General features: G+C 72.3%; 11 protein-coding genes. 5 read left to right on the top strand and 6 right to left on the bottom strand.

Annotation, left to right across the window (positions count from 1 at the left end):
• Positions 1 to 158: 158 nt before the first annotated feature.
• From RIM90_RS14325 to RIM90_RS14305, 5 genes are all read right to left on the bottom strand, one after another.
• The gene (locus RIM90_RS14325) at positions 159 to 1,559 is read right to left on the bottom strand and encodes an FAD-dependent monooxygenase (protein WP_309061068.1); all 1,401 of its coding nucleotides are present in this window, start codon (positions 1,557 to 1,559) and stop codon (positions 159 to 161) included.
• Positions 1,549 to 2,739 carry an MAB_1171c family putative transporter gene (locus tag RIM90_RS14320; protein WP_309061067.1) on the bottom strand — a complete coding sequence of 397 codons (1,191 nt, stop codon included), beginning with the start codon at positions 2,737 to 2,739 and terminating at the stop codon, positions 1,549 to 1,551. Before RIM90_RS14320 ends, RIM90_RS14325 begins: the two co-directional genes overlap by 11 nt.
• 49 nt (positions 2,740 to 2,788) lie before the next feature.
• Positions 2,789 to 3,970 carry an MAB_1171c family putative transporter gene (locus tag RIM90_RS14315; protein WP_309061066.1) on the bottom strand — a complete coding sequence of 394 codons (1,182 nt, stop codon included), beginning with the start codon at positions 3,968 to 3,970 and terminating at the stop codon, positions 2,789 to 2,791.
• Entirely contained in the window at positions 3,967 to 4,473 is a 507-nt protein-coding gene (locus RIM90_RS14310) for a toxin (RefSeq protein WP_309061065.1), read from the bottom strand. Before RIM90_RS14310 ends, RIM90_RS14315 begins: the two co-directional genes overlap by 4 nt.
• A gap of 109 nt (positions 4,474 to 4,582) precedes the next feature.
• On the bottom strand, positions 4,583 to 5,818 hold the full coding sequence (locus RIM90_RS14305) for a DUF6545 domain-containing protein (protein WP_309061064.1): 1,236 nt from the start codon (positions 5,816 to 5,818) through the stop codon (positions 4,583 to 4,585).
• A 240-nt stretch (positions 5,819 to 6,058) separates the two neighbouring features.
• Here RIM90_RS14305 and RIM90_RS14300 point away from each other — a divergent pair, with 240 nt between their 5' ends.
• Genes RIM90_RS14300 through RIM90_RS14280 form a run of 5 tightly spaced genes read left to right on the top strand, consistent with a single transcriptional unit; the run spans position 6,059 to position 11,760 of the window.
• Positions 6,059 to 7,408, top strand: a complete 1,350-nt coding sequence (locus tag RIM90_RS14300) for an extracellular solute-binding protein (protein WP_309061063.1) — start codon at positions 6,059 to 6,061, stop codon at positions 7,406 to 7,408.
• Positions 7,405 to 8,346: a sugar ABC transporter permease gene (locus RIM90_RS14295; RefSeq protein WP_309061062.1), complete on the top strand. Its 942-nt coding sequence runs from the start codon at positions 7,405 to 7,407 to the stop codon at positions 8,344 to 8,346. The genes RIM90_RS14300 and RIM90_RS14295 overlap by 4 nt, the downstream gene beginning before the upstream one ends.
• Entirely contained in the window at positions 8,343 to 9,209 is an 867-nt protein-coding gene (locus tag RIM90_RS14290) for a carbohydrate ABC transporter permease (protein ID WP_309061061.1), read from the top strand. Before RIM90_RS14295 ends, RIM90_RS14290 begins: the two co-directional genes overlap by 4 nt.
• A gap of 20 nt (positions 9,210 to 9,229) precedes the next feature.
• The gene (locus tag RIM90_RS14285) at positions 9,230 to 10,198 is read left to right on the top strand and encodes an arabinan endo-1,5-alpha-L-arabinosidase (protein WP_309061060.1); all 969 of its coding nucleotides are present in this window, start codon (positions 9,230 to 9,232) and stop codon (positions 10,196 to 10,198) included.
• A gap of 56 nt (positions 10,199 to 10,254) precedes the next feature.
• Positions 10,255 to 11,760 (top strand): alpha-N-arabinofuranosidase, encoded by a 1,506-nt coding sequence (locus RIM90_RS14280; protein WP_309061059.1) that lies wholly within the window; start codon positions 10,255 to 10,257, stop codon positions 11,758 to 11,760.
• 27 nt (positions 11,761 to 11,787) lie between these two features.
• Here RIM90_RS14280 and RIM90_RS14275 read toward each other — a convergent pair whose 3' ends face one another.
• A complete protein-coding gene (locus RIM90_RS14275; RefSeq protein ID WP_309061058.1) occupies positions 11,788 to 14,742 on the bottom strand; it encodes a beta-galactosidase in 2,955 nt (984 codons plus the stop codon).
• Positions 14,743 to 14,847: the final 105 nt, after the last annotated feature.

Here is a 14,847-nt window from a genome sequence, read left to right as displayed (position 1 = left end):
CGCCGGTCGCCGGTCGCCGGTCGCCGGTCGCCGGTCGCCGGTCGCCGGTCGCCGGTCGCCGGTCGCCGGTCGCCGGGGCTCGTCGGGTGGTTGCCCGGTGGTGAGGGGTTCGGGAGGGCCGGACGCGGGCTTCCGGTCGCGTCCGGGGGCCGCCGTGGTCACACCCCCGTGCGGTCGAGTCCCCGGAGGAGTTCGCGTTCGCCCGGGGTCAGCGGAGCCCCCGTCAGCGGCGGCAGGGGGGAGCCGGTGAGGGCGGCCAGGAGCGCCGTCGGGCGGAACATGCGGGTCGGGGGCGTGCGCATGCTGGTGACGTCCCAGATCGCGGAGGCCGCCGCGTAGGAGCCCGTGGCCGCCTTCATCATGCGCCGCGAGTACGCCGTGACGACGCGGTCGGCGAGGCCCGGCCGGACGCCGCGCACCTCCGGGTAGCGCAGGTCCTGGCTGACGGCCATGGACCACGCGGCGTCCACCGACCGCGCCGTCCCGCGCAGCACCCGCCGGGCGAGACCGGGCGCGGTGAGGCCGGCACGGCTCAGCTCCCGGTCGAGCACCCGCGCACCGAACGCGGCCACCGACATGCCCTGCCCGTACACCGGGTTGAACGTGCCCAGCGCGTCCCCGAGGACGACGAAACCGTCGGGCCACCGCGCGGACTTCTCCAGATACCGCCGCACATTGCTGGTGGACCGGCTCAGGTGCACGCCGGTGAGCGGTTCGGCCCCGGAGATCAGCCGTCCCACGATGGGGTCCGGCAGCGCGAGCGTGTACCGCAGGAAACCCTCCGGGTCCGCCGGCGGCTCACCGCCCCGGGTGCCGCCGAGGCTCACCATCCACCGGTCGTCCTCGATCGGCAGCACCATCGCGCTGCGCCCCGGCCGGGACCTGTACGGGTCGGGCTGCACGATGGTCAGCGGAAACCGCTCCGCCCCCTGCGGGATCCGGTAGACACGCGTCGCGTTCACCAGCCCGGAGTCCACGGTCCGCTCCTCGATCCCGGTCAGCCCGAGCCCGGTCAGCCAGGTGACGACCCGGGTGCCGCGTCCGCTCGCGTCGACGACGAAGTCCGCCTCCAGCTCCGTGTCCCCGCCGGGCGCGGCGACGCGCACCCCCCGCACCCGCGCCGCCGACCCCATCAGCCCCACCACGGCGGCCCTGCGGACCTCGACCGGGCAGTGCTCCAGCACCGCGTCCCGTACCGTCCAGTCCAGCAGGGCCCGGCTGCACGTGAGCATGACGGGACCCTCGCGCCGCCACCGTCTGAGCCAGCCCTCGGGGGTGAGGGCCAGCATGCCCGAACTGAGGGATATCTCGTGGGCCCCGGCGGCGAGCAGCCGTTTGCGCAGGCTCAGGTCCGGCACGAGGTCCTCCATGGCGGCCAGCCCGCCGGCCATGAGCAGATGCGCGTGGCGTCCCTGCGGCAGTCCCTTGCGGTGCTCGGGTCCCTCGGGGAGGCCGTCGCGGTCCAGCACGATCACCTCGTCCACTCCCGCGCCGGACAGGACGGCCGCGGCCAGCATGCCGGCCAGGCCGGCACCGATGACGACTGCTCTACGCGACATGGGGCTCCTCGGGTTCGGTCATGGGTCCGGCCGTGGCCGGCGCGGCCCCGGCGGGCGGCCGGCCCAGCGCCTGGGCCAGCTCCACCAGCCCTCCGGTGCCGGACACTTCGGTGGCGTGCAGACGGTACGTGCCCGCGGGCTCGGGCGGTTCCTCGCGGGCGGCGGCCCGGCGCGCCGCGTCGGCGAGCATGGCGGCCTCCGCCGCGAGACGGGCCTCGTGGGGGGAGCGGCCCGCGCTCAGGGCGGTGTCCCGCACCCGTTCGCGGACCCGGTGGTCGAAGTACGGCGCCAGCGCGAGCAGGGCGTCGTGGATGGACACCTCGCGCCACTGGAGCCGGGCCTGGGGGAGCTGCCACCAGGCGGCGGGGGGTTTGGGGGCGGTGGACACCGACTTCACCAGGGACCACAGCGGACCCAGCCGCCGGTAGTCCCCGAGCCCCCGCCACTGGGCGACCGCCGACGGCAGCAGCCTCGGCAGCACGAACCCCGCCGAACACACCAGCGCGGCCAGCGAGGCCATCGGCGGGGCGAGCGTGGTGGACAGGAAGTCGAGGTCGTGGCCCGACCAACGCGCCACCACCGCCGTGTACTTGGCCAGCTGGAACCCCAGCAGGTCCAGCAGCGACCCCCACAGGATCAGCCGCAGCCCGACCCGCAGCAGCCCGGTGACCTCACGGCCCCACTTGACGCACACCACGCACATCACCAGCATCGCCGCGCTGTGCCCGACCAGGTACAGCAGGATCATCTCCCGCATGAACGGGGTGTTGGCGTAGTACGTGTCCAGGTCCGTCAGCCGCTCGGTGTCCGCGTCGGCGAGCACGAACAGCACGACGATGGCCACCACCAGCACCCCGTACGCGGCGATGCTGCGCAGCACCATGCGCCGCACCCGTTCGCGGGGACCGCCCCGCCAGTTGATCAGCAGCACGAGCACCGCGCAGCTGTACGCGGAGAGCATGCCGTAGGTCAGCGGCGCACCGAAGTTGGGGATGCCGGTGAGCCCGTTGACGGCGGACAGGGTGGCCGGCGCTGCGCAGACGAAGACCAGGGCGCCGAGGACGATCGCCATGCAGGTGGACAGGGTCAGCGGGTTCCGCACGGCGGTGCGCGGACGGCGCAGCAGCAGCACCGAGGACATCCCGAAGACCAGGGCCGCCAGGTACACGACGAGACTCATACCGGACGGCTCCCTTCGGCCGGCACCCGGCTGCCGCGGTTCTCCCGGTTCATGCGGCCCCCGCCGGGGTCCGGCCGCCGGACACGACGGCGGCCGGCGGCACCGGGGCGGCACCGGCCAGCGCGTCGGCGATCCGGACCAGGCCGGCCGGTCCCGGCACCCGGTCGAGGAGCCGGCCGCTGCCGGGGGGCGGGAACTCCCGCCCCGGGTCCGCCTCCTGCCGCACCGCCGCGGTGATCACCGCGGCCCAGGCGGCGGCCTCGGCCCGCTCCGGATCGCCCGTCCCCTCCAGCACACCGGCGCGGGTCCGGTCGTACACCTCCGGGTCGAAGTACGCGTCCAGGTGGCTCAGCGCGTTGTGGATGCTGGTCTGGCGCCACACCAGCCGAGTGGCCGGGGAGGCGAACCGGGGCCGGGGCAGCCGCAGCGTCCGGCGGGTGAGCAGGTCGTCGAGCGCCCGCTCCAGCGGTGCGAGGCGGGCATACGCGTGCCGGGCCCGCCGCCACTCGGTCACCCGGGGCACCACCAGCGGGACGAGCACCCCGACGACCGTCAGCAGGGCGCCGAGACCGGCGGCGGCCGGGGAGACGGTGGTGCCGAGCGCCGACCAGTCCCGCCCGGACCAGCGGGCGCCCACCGCGACGAGCTTGGCCACGCTGTACCCGGCGCCGCACAGCGACCCGATGCCGAGCAGCGTCAGCCCCGCCCGCAGCCCGCCCCGCACCCGGCGCGCCCAGCGCAGCGACGACACCGTGGTGACGGTCACCGCGATCAGGTGCGCGACCAGGTACAGCACGATCATCTGGGCGATGAACGGGGTCGTCGCGTAGTAGGTGTCCAGGTCGGTGCGGCGCTCCACCGGCGCGTCGCCGAGGGCGAAGGTCACGGCGATGCCGAGCAGGACACCGGTGTAGGCGAGGATCCAGCGCCGGGCGGTGCGGTGCACCCGGGGACCGCCGCGCCAGTGGACGATGAGGACCTGGGAGGCGGCGCAGTACCCGGTGATCGCCGCGTACGTCAGCGGCGCGGCGAGGTTCGGCACCCCGCCGAGCCGGTTCACCGCGCCGACCGTCGGCGGTGCCCCGAGGAAGAAGCAGAGCCCGGCCAGCCCCAGCACCGCGCAGATGGACCACAGATACGGATCGCGGCGGTGCCGCAGCAGATCGGGGGACTTGATCACCAGGCCGAGCCACAGCACCCCGCAGCTGGTGTAGTTGATCAGGCCGCTCATTTCTTCGTCCCGCGGTAGTTGAGCGCGGCCCCGATGCGTGCGGCGAGGTCCTGGGGGTCCTCGGGGTCACCGCCCTCCGCGGCGAACACCGAGTCGGTGGAGGCATCCAGCCAGGTGCGCAGCCGACGCCCCATCAGCATGCCGAAACGGTCCGCCTCCTGCTCCTCGGCCAGGCTGAAGTCGGTGCGCGCGGCGACCGGCCGGGGCTGCTCACCGGCGGGCGCCGCCTGCGCCTGCCGGCGGTTCATGTGCCACACCTCGTGGCAGAAGATCACGATCTGGTGCCACACGGCGGCCCGTTCGTCCACCACCACGTCGTCGTGGTGTTCGCGCTCCAGCCACAGCCCGCTGGCGGTGTGCGGCGGGAACGCCGCGCGGTGGACGACGACCCTGCGCCCCCGCCATGCGCTGACGGAGGCGACCAGCGCCTCGAACAGGACCTCGGGATCCGCCGGGACCGCCACCCGGATGGGATCGATGAGGGCGTCAGCGAGACGACGCATCTCCTTCCTGGTACGCACCGCTGTCTCCCTGCTCCCCTGGGCGTCGCTCGGTCACCTGTGCAATATGCCAAGACGGGTGCCGTCCCGGCCAGTTCCGCGTGCGGCACGGTCACTCGGTGACCGCCGCGGTGTCCTCGGGTGCCGCGGCACGGATGCGGACCTCCCGGATGTCCTCGGGACGGCGCAGGGCGCGCGAGACGGCCCCGATCTCGCGGAGCAGGTCCGTGGTGTCGGGGTCGTGGGCGCCGTCGCCGCCGTCCGCGTCGGGCCCGGCGTCGACGGCGTCGAGGATCACCACGGCCGCGGCGAGCGCCTTCGCCCGCTCCGCCGTGAACCCGAGGCCGAGGGCGGCGGCGTACGACCGCTCGCGCAGCCGCTCGTCGGTGCGCCGGGCCAGCGGCAGCAGCACGTCGCGGATGAAGGTCTCGCGGCGGGTCAGGCGCAGCTCGGGGCTGGCGCGCAGCACGAACGGCACGCCGGAGCCGTGCACCTTCCTCATCAGCTGGTACAGGGGCCGCAGCCGGTGGTGGGCGAGACGGAGCCGCCAGCGCTCGTGCAGGTACTGGCCGGCGTGCGGCAGGATGAAGCCGACCGCGATCGACACGGCGGACAGACAGGCCAGGGCGGGGGCCACGTTCAGACTGAGCCAGTCCAGGTCGTTGCCGGTCCAGCGGGCGGCGACGGCGGTGAGCTTGGCGGCGTCGAAGGCCAGGTTCAGCGCGTAGCCGACGCCCAGGAACTTCAGTCCCCAGCGCAGCCAGGCGTCGAGTCCGTCGGTGCGGATCCAGTTCCAGATCAGCTTCGAGGTGATGAGGGCGGCGGTGGTGTGCGCGAGGAGGTACAGCAGGATCCCCTCGCGCATGAACGGGGTGCCGGCGTAGTAGGTGTCCAGGTCCCGGGTCCGCTCCACGGGCACGTCCGCGAGGGCGAACAGCACCCACAACAGGACGATCACGCCGCCGTAGGCGCAGACGACCCGGCGGGTGGCCCGGCGGGTGGCGGCGGAGCGCTCGGACAGGCCGTCGCGCCAGGCGATGAGCAGCACCAGGCAGGAGCCGCAGAACGCGGTGAGCAGCGAGTACACCCAGGGCGCCGAGATGTTGGGCACGCCGGTGACCCGGTTGACCCAGACGATGGTCGAGGGCGCGACGAACACGAAGACCGCGCAGGCGAGCAGCAGCAGACCGCCGACCGCGCGCAGCAGCGGATCCGCCCAGAACCGGATGATCGTCGGCAGTTTGATCGCCAGGGCGGCGGCCAGGACGGCGGCCGGGATCCACCAGAAGGACGTGTAGAACCCGCCGAGGAACGAGGCCGGACCCGTGGCCGCGTCCGCGACGTCCATCGTGTCCCCCCGTTCCCGTCCGCCGCTCATCCGCCGTTGCGCTCAAGGCCGTTCGAGCCTACGCGGCCACACGGGTCCGCGTCATGCGAGGACGGGCGCGGAAAGTCCTCCCCCGAGTTCTTGTCCGAAGCATTGACGCGAAAGCGCTCGACACCTACGGTCCCGTTCGAAGTTACGAGCGCTCTTCGATATTTCGAACAATATCTTGCGGGCATCACATTCGAGCAGATGGGGCAGGGCATGGGACGACCTGGCCTGAATCGCAGGCACCTACTGACCGCGGCCGGCGGCCTCGCGGTCGCGGGCAGCTTCGGCTTCGCGGCCCTCGGCACCGGCGCCGACGCGCTCGCGTCCAGCGCGAACACCCGGGTGCGCTACTGGAACCTCTTCAGCGGCGGCGACGGCTACAACATGATCACGATGCTGGACGCCTTCCGTGCGGCGAACCCCGGCATCGACGTGAAGGACTCGACCCTCCAGTGGGGCAACCCCTTCTACACCAAGCTCGCCATGGCGGCCGCGGGCAACCGCGCCCCCGACCTCGGGGTCATGCACCTGGGCCGGGTCACCGGCTTCTCGCCGGGGCGGCTCCTCGACCCCTGGGACACGGGCCTTCTCGCCGAGTACGGCGTACGCAAGGAGGACTACAACCCCGCGCTGTGGAACCGCGGCGTCATCGACGGCAAGCTCTACGCCCTGCCGCTCGACATCCACGTCCAGCTCTGCTTCTACCGCAAGGACGTGCTGAAGAAGGCGGACCTGCTCGGCGACGACGGCCGGATGGTCCCGGTGACCTCCACCACCGAGTGGTTCGACGTCCTGAAGAAGGCCAGGAAGGCCCAGCGGAAGGGCCTGCAGACCGTCGGCCTGTGGACCAACGACCAGAACTTCCAGTGGTGGTTCTTCGTCACCTTCTACACCCAGCTCGGCGGCACCTGGTTCGACGACGCCCACACCGACGTCACCTTCGACGTGGACAAGGCCACCGAAGTCCTGGAGTTCCTCCGCCGGCACGTCACCGACGGGTACGTCGTCCCGGGCGCGCCGACCGGCGAGCAGTTCGTCAACGGCGCCCCGTTCACCTGGGAGGGCAACTGGTCGGTGCCGGTCTTCTCCGGCGCGAAGCTGGACTACGGCGCCACCCCGCTGCCGCCCGTCTTCGGCAAGCGGGCCACCCACGCCGAATCCCACGCGTTCGTCCTGCCCCACCAGGCCGGCCGCGGCGGTGCCGCCAACGAGGCCGCCCACCGACTCGCCGCGTACGTCGTCCAGCACGCCCAGCAGTGGGCCGCCGGCGGGCACATCCCCGCCTACACGCCGACCCTGTCCACGGACGCGTACAAGAAGCTGGACCCGCAGAGCGAGTACGTCTCGGCGATGGACCACCAGGCCACCGAGCCGAAGGTGTGGTTCGCGGGCTCCACCGGCGTCCTCGCCCAGGACCTCGGCCCGATCGTCGTCTCCTCGACGATGGGCTCCGCCAAGCCGGACGCCGTCGCACGGCGGATGAAGGACCGGCTCACCAGGCTCCTCGCCTCGAAGAACCCGATGGACGGCAGGACCGCCGCGCAGGGAGGTGCGGTCGCGTGACGACGACCAGTGCTGAGACCGTCATCCGCCCGGCGCGCGCGACAACCGCCACCGCCGGCGCCACCGTCCGCCGCAAGCAGGGCTTCCAGCACGGGGGCTGGTTCATCGCCCCGTTCCTGGCGCTCTTCGCCCTGTTCGTCGTCTGGCCGCTGCTGCGCGGCGTCTACCTCAGTTTCACGGACGCCAACATCTCCGGCGAGGGCACGAGCTTCGTCGGCCTCGACAACTACCGCGAGGCGCTGAACGACTCGGCGATGTGGGACGCGCTCGGCCACAGCGCCTACTTCACGCTCCTGGTCGTGCCCTGCATCACCGTCATGGCCTTCCTCCTCGCGATGCTCGCCCACCACATCGAGCGCGGCAAGTGGCTGTGGCGGCTGTGCTTCTTCGTTCCGTTCCTGCTGCCGTCGACGGTCGCGGCCAACATGTGGCAGTGGCTGTTCACCCAGGGCATCGGCCTGTTCAACCACACCCTCGGGATCGACACGCCCTGGCTGACCGACAAGTCGTACGCCATGCTCGCCATCGTGATCCAGACCCTGTGGTGGACGGTCGGGTTCAGCTTCCTGCTGTACCTCGCCGCCCTCCAGGGCATCCCCGGCCACCTGTACGAGGCGGCCAAGCTGGACGGGGCGAACGCCTGGCACCGCATGGTCCACATCACCCTGCCGATGCTGCGCAACATCACCGGCCTGGTGGTCGCGCTCCAGATCCTCGCCTCGCTGCAACTGTTCGACCAGGCCGTCGTGATGATGGACTTCGGCCCCGGACCGGAGCTCAGCACCCGCTCCTTCGTCCAGTACACCCTCGAACAGGGCTTCACCAGCTACCGCGTGGGCTACGCCTCCGCGATGTCCATCATCTTCTTCGTGCTCATCGCAGCGGTCGCCCTGGCGCGGATGTGGCTGCTGCGCAACCGTGAGGAGGGCGGCCGATGACCACCGCCGCGACCACGCCGATACGCACCAAGCCCCGCAAGCGCTGGACGCCCAGCCAGATCGTCCTCACCCTGCTCGGCACCGTCGTCTCCGCCGTCTTCGTGGCGCCGATCGCCGCGGCCCTGCTCACCTCGTTCAAGTCCGAGGCGGAGGCCGCCGAGATCCCGCCGCACTGGCTGCCGGAGGCCTGGACGGGCCAGGCGTGGAAGGCGCTCTTCGAGACCGGCAACATCACCAACTGGTTCGTGAACTCGTTCGTCGTGTCCGTCTGCGTCACGGCCGTCGTGCTGGTGGTGAGCGCGCTCGCCGGATACGGCTTCGCCCGTACCGAGTTCAAGGGCAAGTCCGTCCTCATGGGCGTCGTCATGGCGGGCCTGATGATCTCCCCGGCCGTCCTCGGCGTCCCCCTGTTCACCACCGTCCAGCAGATGGGCATGGTCGACACCTACTGGGGCATGATCCTGCCGCAGTGCGCGCCCGCCGCGATGGTCTACATCCTCTACAAGTTCTTCCAGGGCATCCCGCGCGAACTGGAGGAGGCCGCCTTCATCGACGGCGCCGGCCGCTGGCGGATCTTCTTCACGATCATCCTGCCGCTGTCGCGCCCCTCGCTCGCGGCGGTCGGCATCTTCACCTTCATCAGCTCGTGGAACAACTTCCTGTGGCCCTACATGGTCACCAACAACCCCGACCTGATGACCATGCCGAACGGCATCGCGACCGTCATGAACTCCTACGGGATCCAGTGGGCCCAGCTCATGGCCGGCGGCCTCATGGCGGGACTTCCGCTGATCATCGTCTTCGTCTTCTTCCAGCGCCAGATCGTGGCGGGCGTCGCCCACACGGGCCTGGCCGGCCAGTAACCCACCAAGGAGCTCCCGAGTTGAAGCGCCTCAGACTCGCGGCACTGCTCGCCGCGGCCGCCGTCGCCCTGCTCCCGGGCACCGCCCGGGCGGACGCCGCCCACCCCGACCCCCAGCCGATCACCGGCCAGGAGATCATCCACGACCCGACCGTCATCCGCCTGAAGTCCGGCGGCTACGTCGCCTACTCCACCGGCGGCGTCATCGGCGCCCGCACCTCGAAGGACCGCGTCCACTGGGAGGACGCGGGCAACGCCTTCGCCGAACCCCCGAGCTGGTGGTACGAGTACAACGACACCGGCGACCCCTGGGCGCCGGACATCTCCTACCGGGCCGGCCGCTACTGGCTCTACTACGCCGTCTCCTCCTGGGGCACCAACCACTCCGCGATCGGCGTCGCCACCTCCCGCACCGGCCTGCCCGGCACCTGGACCGACCACGGCAAGGTCTTCGCCTCCGAGACCACCGACCACTACAACGCCATCGACCCCGCCCTGATCAAGGCGGACGGCAAGCTGTGGATGGCGTTCGGCTCGTACTGGACGGGCATCCGCATGGTCGAACTCGACGGGACCACCGGAAAGGCCGTCGAGGGCGCCACCGTCCACCACCTGGCGACCCGCCCCGACGCCCCGTACGCCGTCGAGGGCCCGGAGATCGTCAAGCACGGCCGCCACTACTACCTCTTCGCCTCCTACGACGCCTGCTGCTCCGGCGTGAACTCCACCTACAAGATCAAGGTCGGCCGCTCCACGGACATCACGGGTCCCTACGCCGACAGCACGGGCAAGCCGATGCTGGAGGGCGGCGGCGACCTGCTCCTGGAGGGACACGGCCGCTTCATCGGCACGGGCGGCCAGTCCGTCTTCCGCGACCGGGGCCGGGACTGGCTGGCGTACCACTACTACGACGCCGAGGACGAGGGCACGCCCAAGCTGGGGCTGAACTCCCTGACCTGGCGGAAGGACGGCTGGCCGGTCGTCCGTTAGGGGCGCGGCCGGCCCCCACCACCCGCAGACGAAACCGAACCCCCGAAAGGAAAACAGTGCGCACCGCCCGTTTCACCCTCGACCCGGCCTTCACCGTCGCCGAGGTCAACCCCCGTCTCTTCGGCTCCTTCGTGGAACACCTCGGCCGCTGCGTCTACACCGGCATCTTCGAACCGGACCACCCCACCGCGGACGACGCGGGCCTGCGCCAGGACGTCCTGGACCTGGTCAGGGAACTCGGCGTCACCGCCATCCGCTACCCCGGCGGCAACTTCGTCTCCGGCTACAAGTGGGAGGACTCGGTCGGCCCCGTCGAGCAGCGCCCGCGCCGCCTCGACCTGGCCTGGCGCACCACGGAGTCGAACCGCTTCGGCCTCTCCGAGTACATCGCGTTCCTGAAGAAGATCGGTCCGCAGGCCGAGCCGATGATGGCGGTCAACCTCGGCACGCGCGGCGTCGCCGAGGCCATCGAGCTCCAGGAGTACGCCAACCACCCGTCGGGCACGGAACTCTCCGACCTCCGCGTCTCCCACGGCGACAAGGACCCCTTCGGCATCAAGCTGTGGTGCCTGGGCAACGAGATGGACGGCCCCTGGCAGACCGGCCACAAGACGGCGGAGGAGTACGGCCGCATCGCCGCGGAGACGGCCCGCGCCATGCGCCAGATCGACCCGTCGGTGGAACTCGTCGCCTGCGGCTCCTCGGGCCAGTCCATGCCCACCTTCGCCGAATGGGAGGCGAAGGTCCTGGCGGAGACGTACGACCTCGTCGACTACATCTCCCTGCACGCCTACTACGAGCCGCTCGACGGCGACGTCGACTCCTTCCTCGCCTCGGCCGTCGACATGGAGTCCTTCATCGAGAACGTCGTGGCGACCTGCGACCACATCGGCGCCCGGCTGAAGTCGAAGAAGAAGATCAACCTCTCCTTCGACGAGTGGAACGTCTGGTACCTGTCCCGGACCGACGCCGAGGTGAGCGCCCTCGACTGGCCCGAGGCCCCGCGCCTGCTGGAGGACAACTACAGCGTCACCGACGCGGTCGTCTTCGGCTCGCTCCTCATCGCCCTCCTGCGGCACGCCGACCGCGTCACCGTCGCCTGCCTCGCCCAGCTCGTCAACGTGATCGCCCCGATCATGACCGAGCCGGGCGGGCCGGCCTGGCGGCAGACGACGTTCTTCCCGTTCGCCCAGGCCTCGAAGTACGGCCGCGGCGAGGTCCTCGACGTCCGCGTCGACTCGCCGACGTACGAGACGAAGAAGTACGGCGAGGCCGACCTGCTGCACGCCACCGCCGTGCGCGCCGAGGACGGCACGGTCACCGTCTTCGCCGTCAACCGGAGCCGCACCGAGGCGCTGCCGCTGGAGGTCGCCCTGAACGGCCTCGACCTCACCTCGGTCGTCGAGCACAGCGTCCTCGCGGACGCCGACCCCGACGCCCGCAACACCCTCGCCGAGCCCGAGCGGGTCACCCCGCACACGGCCGAGGGCACGACCCTGACCGACGGCCGGCTGACCGCCGTGCTGGAGCCGCTGTCCTGGAACGTGATCCGCCTGGCGTGAGCGGGACCGTCGCCACCTGAGGTGGACTCACCGTCCCGGTGAGTCCACCGCCTCCACCGGCACCCCGCCCTGCGAGGCGCCCAGCAGCGTCAGCCGGACGTCGCGCGGGCCCGCGGGTGTGGTGCCGTCGGACAGCACCGCCAGGGCCAGTGTGTTGGCTCCACGGGTGCGGAGGATCCCGTTCGGCAGGACGAAGGTGTGCTGCGGGCCCACATCGTTGATGTACTGGCCCATGTTCCAGCCGTTCAGGAAGATCTGGACGCGGTAGGCGCGCTGCGGATCGTCCTCGAGCGTGAGCCCGATCGAGGCGTCCACGTCCGGAGCGACGTCCAGCCGGAAGCCCGTCCGGTACCAGGTCACCCCCTGCCGCCGGTCCTCGCGCGGGAACTCCACGGCCTTCCAGTCCCGGTCGTCGAACCCCGGCAGGTGCCAGCCCTCGCGCTCCCCGTACAGACCGCCGTTGTTCAGCGGTCCGCGCACCCGGTCCGGCTCCACCGCGCCCCGGATCCGCCAGTCCACGTCCCGGGAGCCGCCCCCGAAGCCGACGGACACCAGCCCGCGCGCGGCCCTGTGCGGGTCCTTCGCCCGCTCGCCCCGCCCGTCCCCGGCGTGCTGCATCCGCCGTACGAGCACGGACAGCACGTGCCGCCCCCGCCTGCGCAGTTCCTCGGGCACCTCGAAGGCCGCCGTGGCCGTCCACGTGCCCTTGTCCGCCGTGTCCTCGTCCGGCACCGGCATGCGGTGCGTGCCCAGCGGCCGCCCGTCCAGCCAGGCCATCAGCAGCCCCTGCGTACCGGTGCTGTAGGACAGCGACACCTCCTCGAGGCCGCGCGCGTCCTCGAACCGCCCCCGGTACCAGACGTCGCCGTAGTGGAAGCCGTAGTCGTCCGCGAAGAGGACGGGCCGGCCCCCGGGCACGGGCGTGGTGCTGCGGGACGAGGTGCGGTCGGCGGCCGTCCACGCCGAGTCGTCGAAGTCCGGTTCGGACTCCGGGTTCTCCTCCCGCCGCCGCCAGCCCTCCAGCGCGGGCAGCCGCACCGCCGGCGCCCCCGGCATCAGCCCCTCCATCAGCAGGCTCCCGGCCCGGCTGAGGTGCGTGCGCACCGGCCGGCCGTTCCAGGTCACGGCGGTGACCCCGCGCGGCGCCCACACCTCGAGGCCGGTCTCGCCGACGACGTCGCCGGTGAGGTGGACCGTGTGGCCGCGCACGGTGGCCGAGCGCAGCAGCGCCGGGCCGTAGACCAGCAGCGAACCGGACGGCGTCTCGTACGGCCACAGCCGCAGGGCGGTCGCGTCGTCGGCGAACAGCAGCAGCATGGGCGTCTCGGAGTCCCCGCCCTCGATCAGCACGCGGCTCAGCCCGCCCACCCCGAGCGGCACCACCACGTTCAGCCTGCCCCGGTCGTAGGCCCACGCGGGCTCGTCGTCCAGCCGGTTGGTGACCGGCTGGGTGTCGCAGTCCAGCGCGACCTGCGCCACCTCGCGGTGCCGGCCCGTGAACACCGCGACGTCCTGCCGTCCGGCGGTCAGGCTCAGCATGGGCTGCGCGGTGGAGTACGCCAGCTTCCGCCGCCCCAGCTGCAGCCCGGTGACGAGCAGCTTGGCGTCCCGCGCCCCCACGGTGACGGGCACGTCGACGGCGGTCTCCGGCAGCGTCGAGGTGACCTGCTCGGCGGAGTCGTTGCGCAGGACGTACACCTGGGCGTCGGTGTCGGGGTTGGCCAGGTGGTACACCCTGATCCGCTCGTCCGCCGCCCGCACCTCCCCGGCCGGATCCAGCCGCGCGAGGTCGGGCACCGTCCGCACCAGGTGCCCGAGCTGGTGCAGCGGGGCCAGTTTCGGTGTCTGCCGGCGCCCCTCGTCGATCGCGGCCCCGTAGTCGTACGAGGTGTAGACGTCCGGTGAGGGCAGCCAGCCCCACGAGGTCCCGCCGAACGCCACGCGGACGGTGTGCACCGTGATCCCGTTGGCGAGGTGGGTGAGGTGGCCGCGCCGCTCGTACGCCGCGTCGTAGGTCCGGCGCACCTCCGGGTACCCCTTGCCGCCGGACGGCGCCCCGCCCCACGGATCGGCCGTCCCGCCGGCCGCCCCGGCCAGGAATCCGGGCGTGCGCGGACCGGGACCGGCCCCGCGCTTCCCGAAGTGCCCGAGGTCCGGCGGCACCTCACCGGGCGCGGTGTCCACGTCGACCCCGTACAGCAGGTGCCCCTTCGCCCCGCTCTCCCGGTTCGTCCGGTCCTCCCGGCCGCCCGCGTGGAACAGCGGTACGTCGATGCGGTCGGCGCGCACCTTCTCGTACAGGTGGGCCAGGTAGGCGCGCCCGGCCGGGTCGTCGGCGGGAACGCCGTGCCCGTCCTCGATCTGGTACAGCAGCACGGTGCCGCCGCCCCCGGTGAACAGGTGCCGGACGGCGATGGCGTTGACCGCGCTCAGCCACTCGTCGACGTGCCGCAGGTACGCCGGGTCCGCGGTCCGCGCCGTGCCCTCGGCGACCGTCAGCCACCCCGGGAAGCCGCCGGCGTCCACATCGGCGGCGCCGTTGTACGGTCCCGGGCGCAGGACGACGTACAGCCGCTCCTCGGCGGCCGTGCGCAGGAACAGGTCCAGATCCCGCACCCCGGTGAAGTCGTACTTCCCCGGCGCGGGGGAGTGGTGGTTCCACGGGACGGGGACGCTGACCGCGTTGTGCCCGTGGGCGCGCAGCTTCTGCAGCACGTCCCGCCACAGGGACGGGCTCGGCAGCCGGAAGGGGTGCATCTCGCCGGACCACAGCACCAGGCGCCGGCCGTCGACCAGCAGCGAGTACCGGTCGAAACCGACCCGGTGCCGCTTGCCGTCCGCGCTCGGCGGAGGGGGCGGCGGTCCCGTCGGCACGACGCGCGCCCCGCGCGGACCGGTCGCCGCCCCGCCGCTGCCGGCCAGCGCGAGCCCGAGCGCCGCCGTGCCGGCCAGGGCGGTGAAGGTTCGCCTGCTGAGCTCCAAGGGAGCGCCTCCTGTGCTGCCTGTGCTGTGCGTGCGTGAGAGTGCGTGGTGGGCCATTGTCCACGGACCGGCCCTCCTCCGTTCACACGGGGTGCCGGTATGGGA

Origin of the sequence: Streptomyces sp. (assembly GCF_031181555.1) — a bacterium.
Lineage (GTDB): Bacteria > Actinomycetota > Actinomycetes > Streptomycetales > Streptomycetaceae > Streptomyces > Streptomyces fimbriatus.
This window is presented reverse-complemented; position numbering and strand designations above follow the sequence as displayed.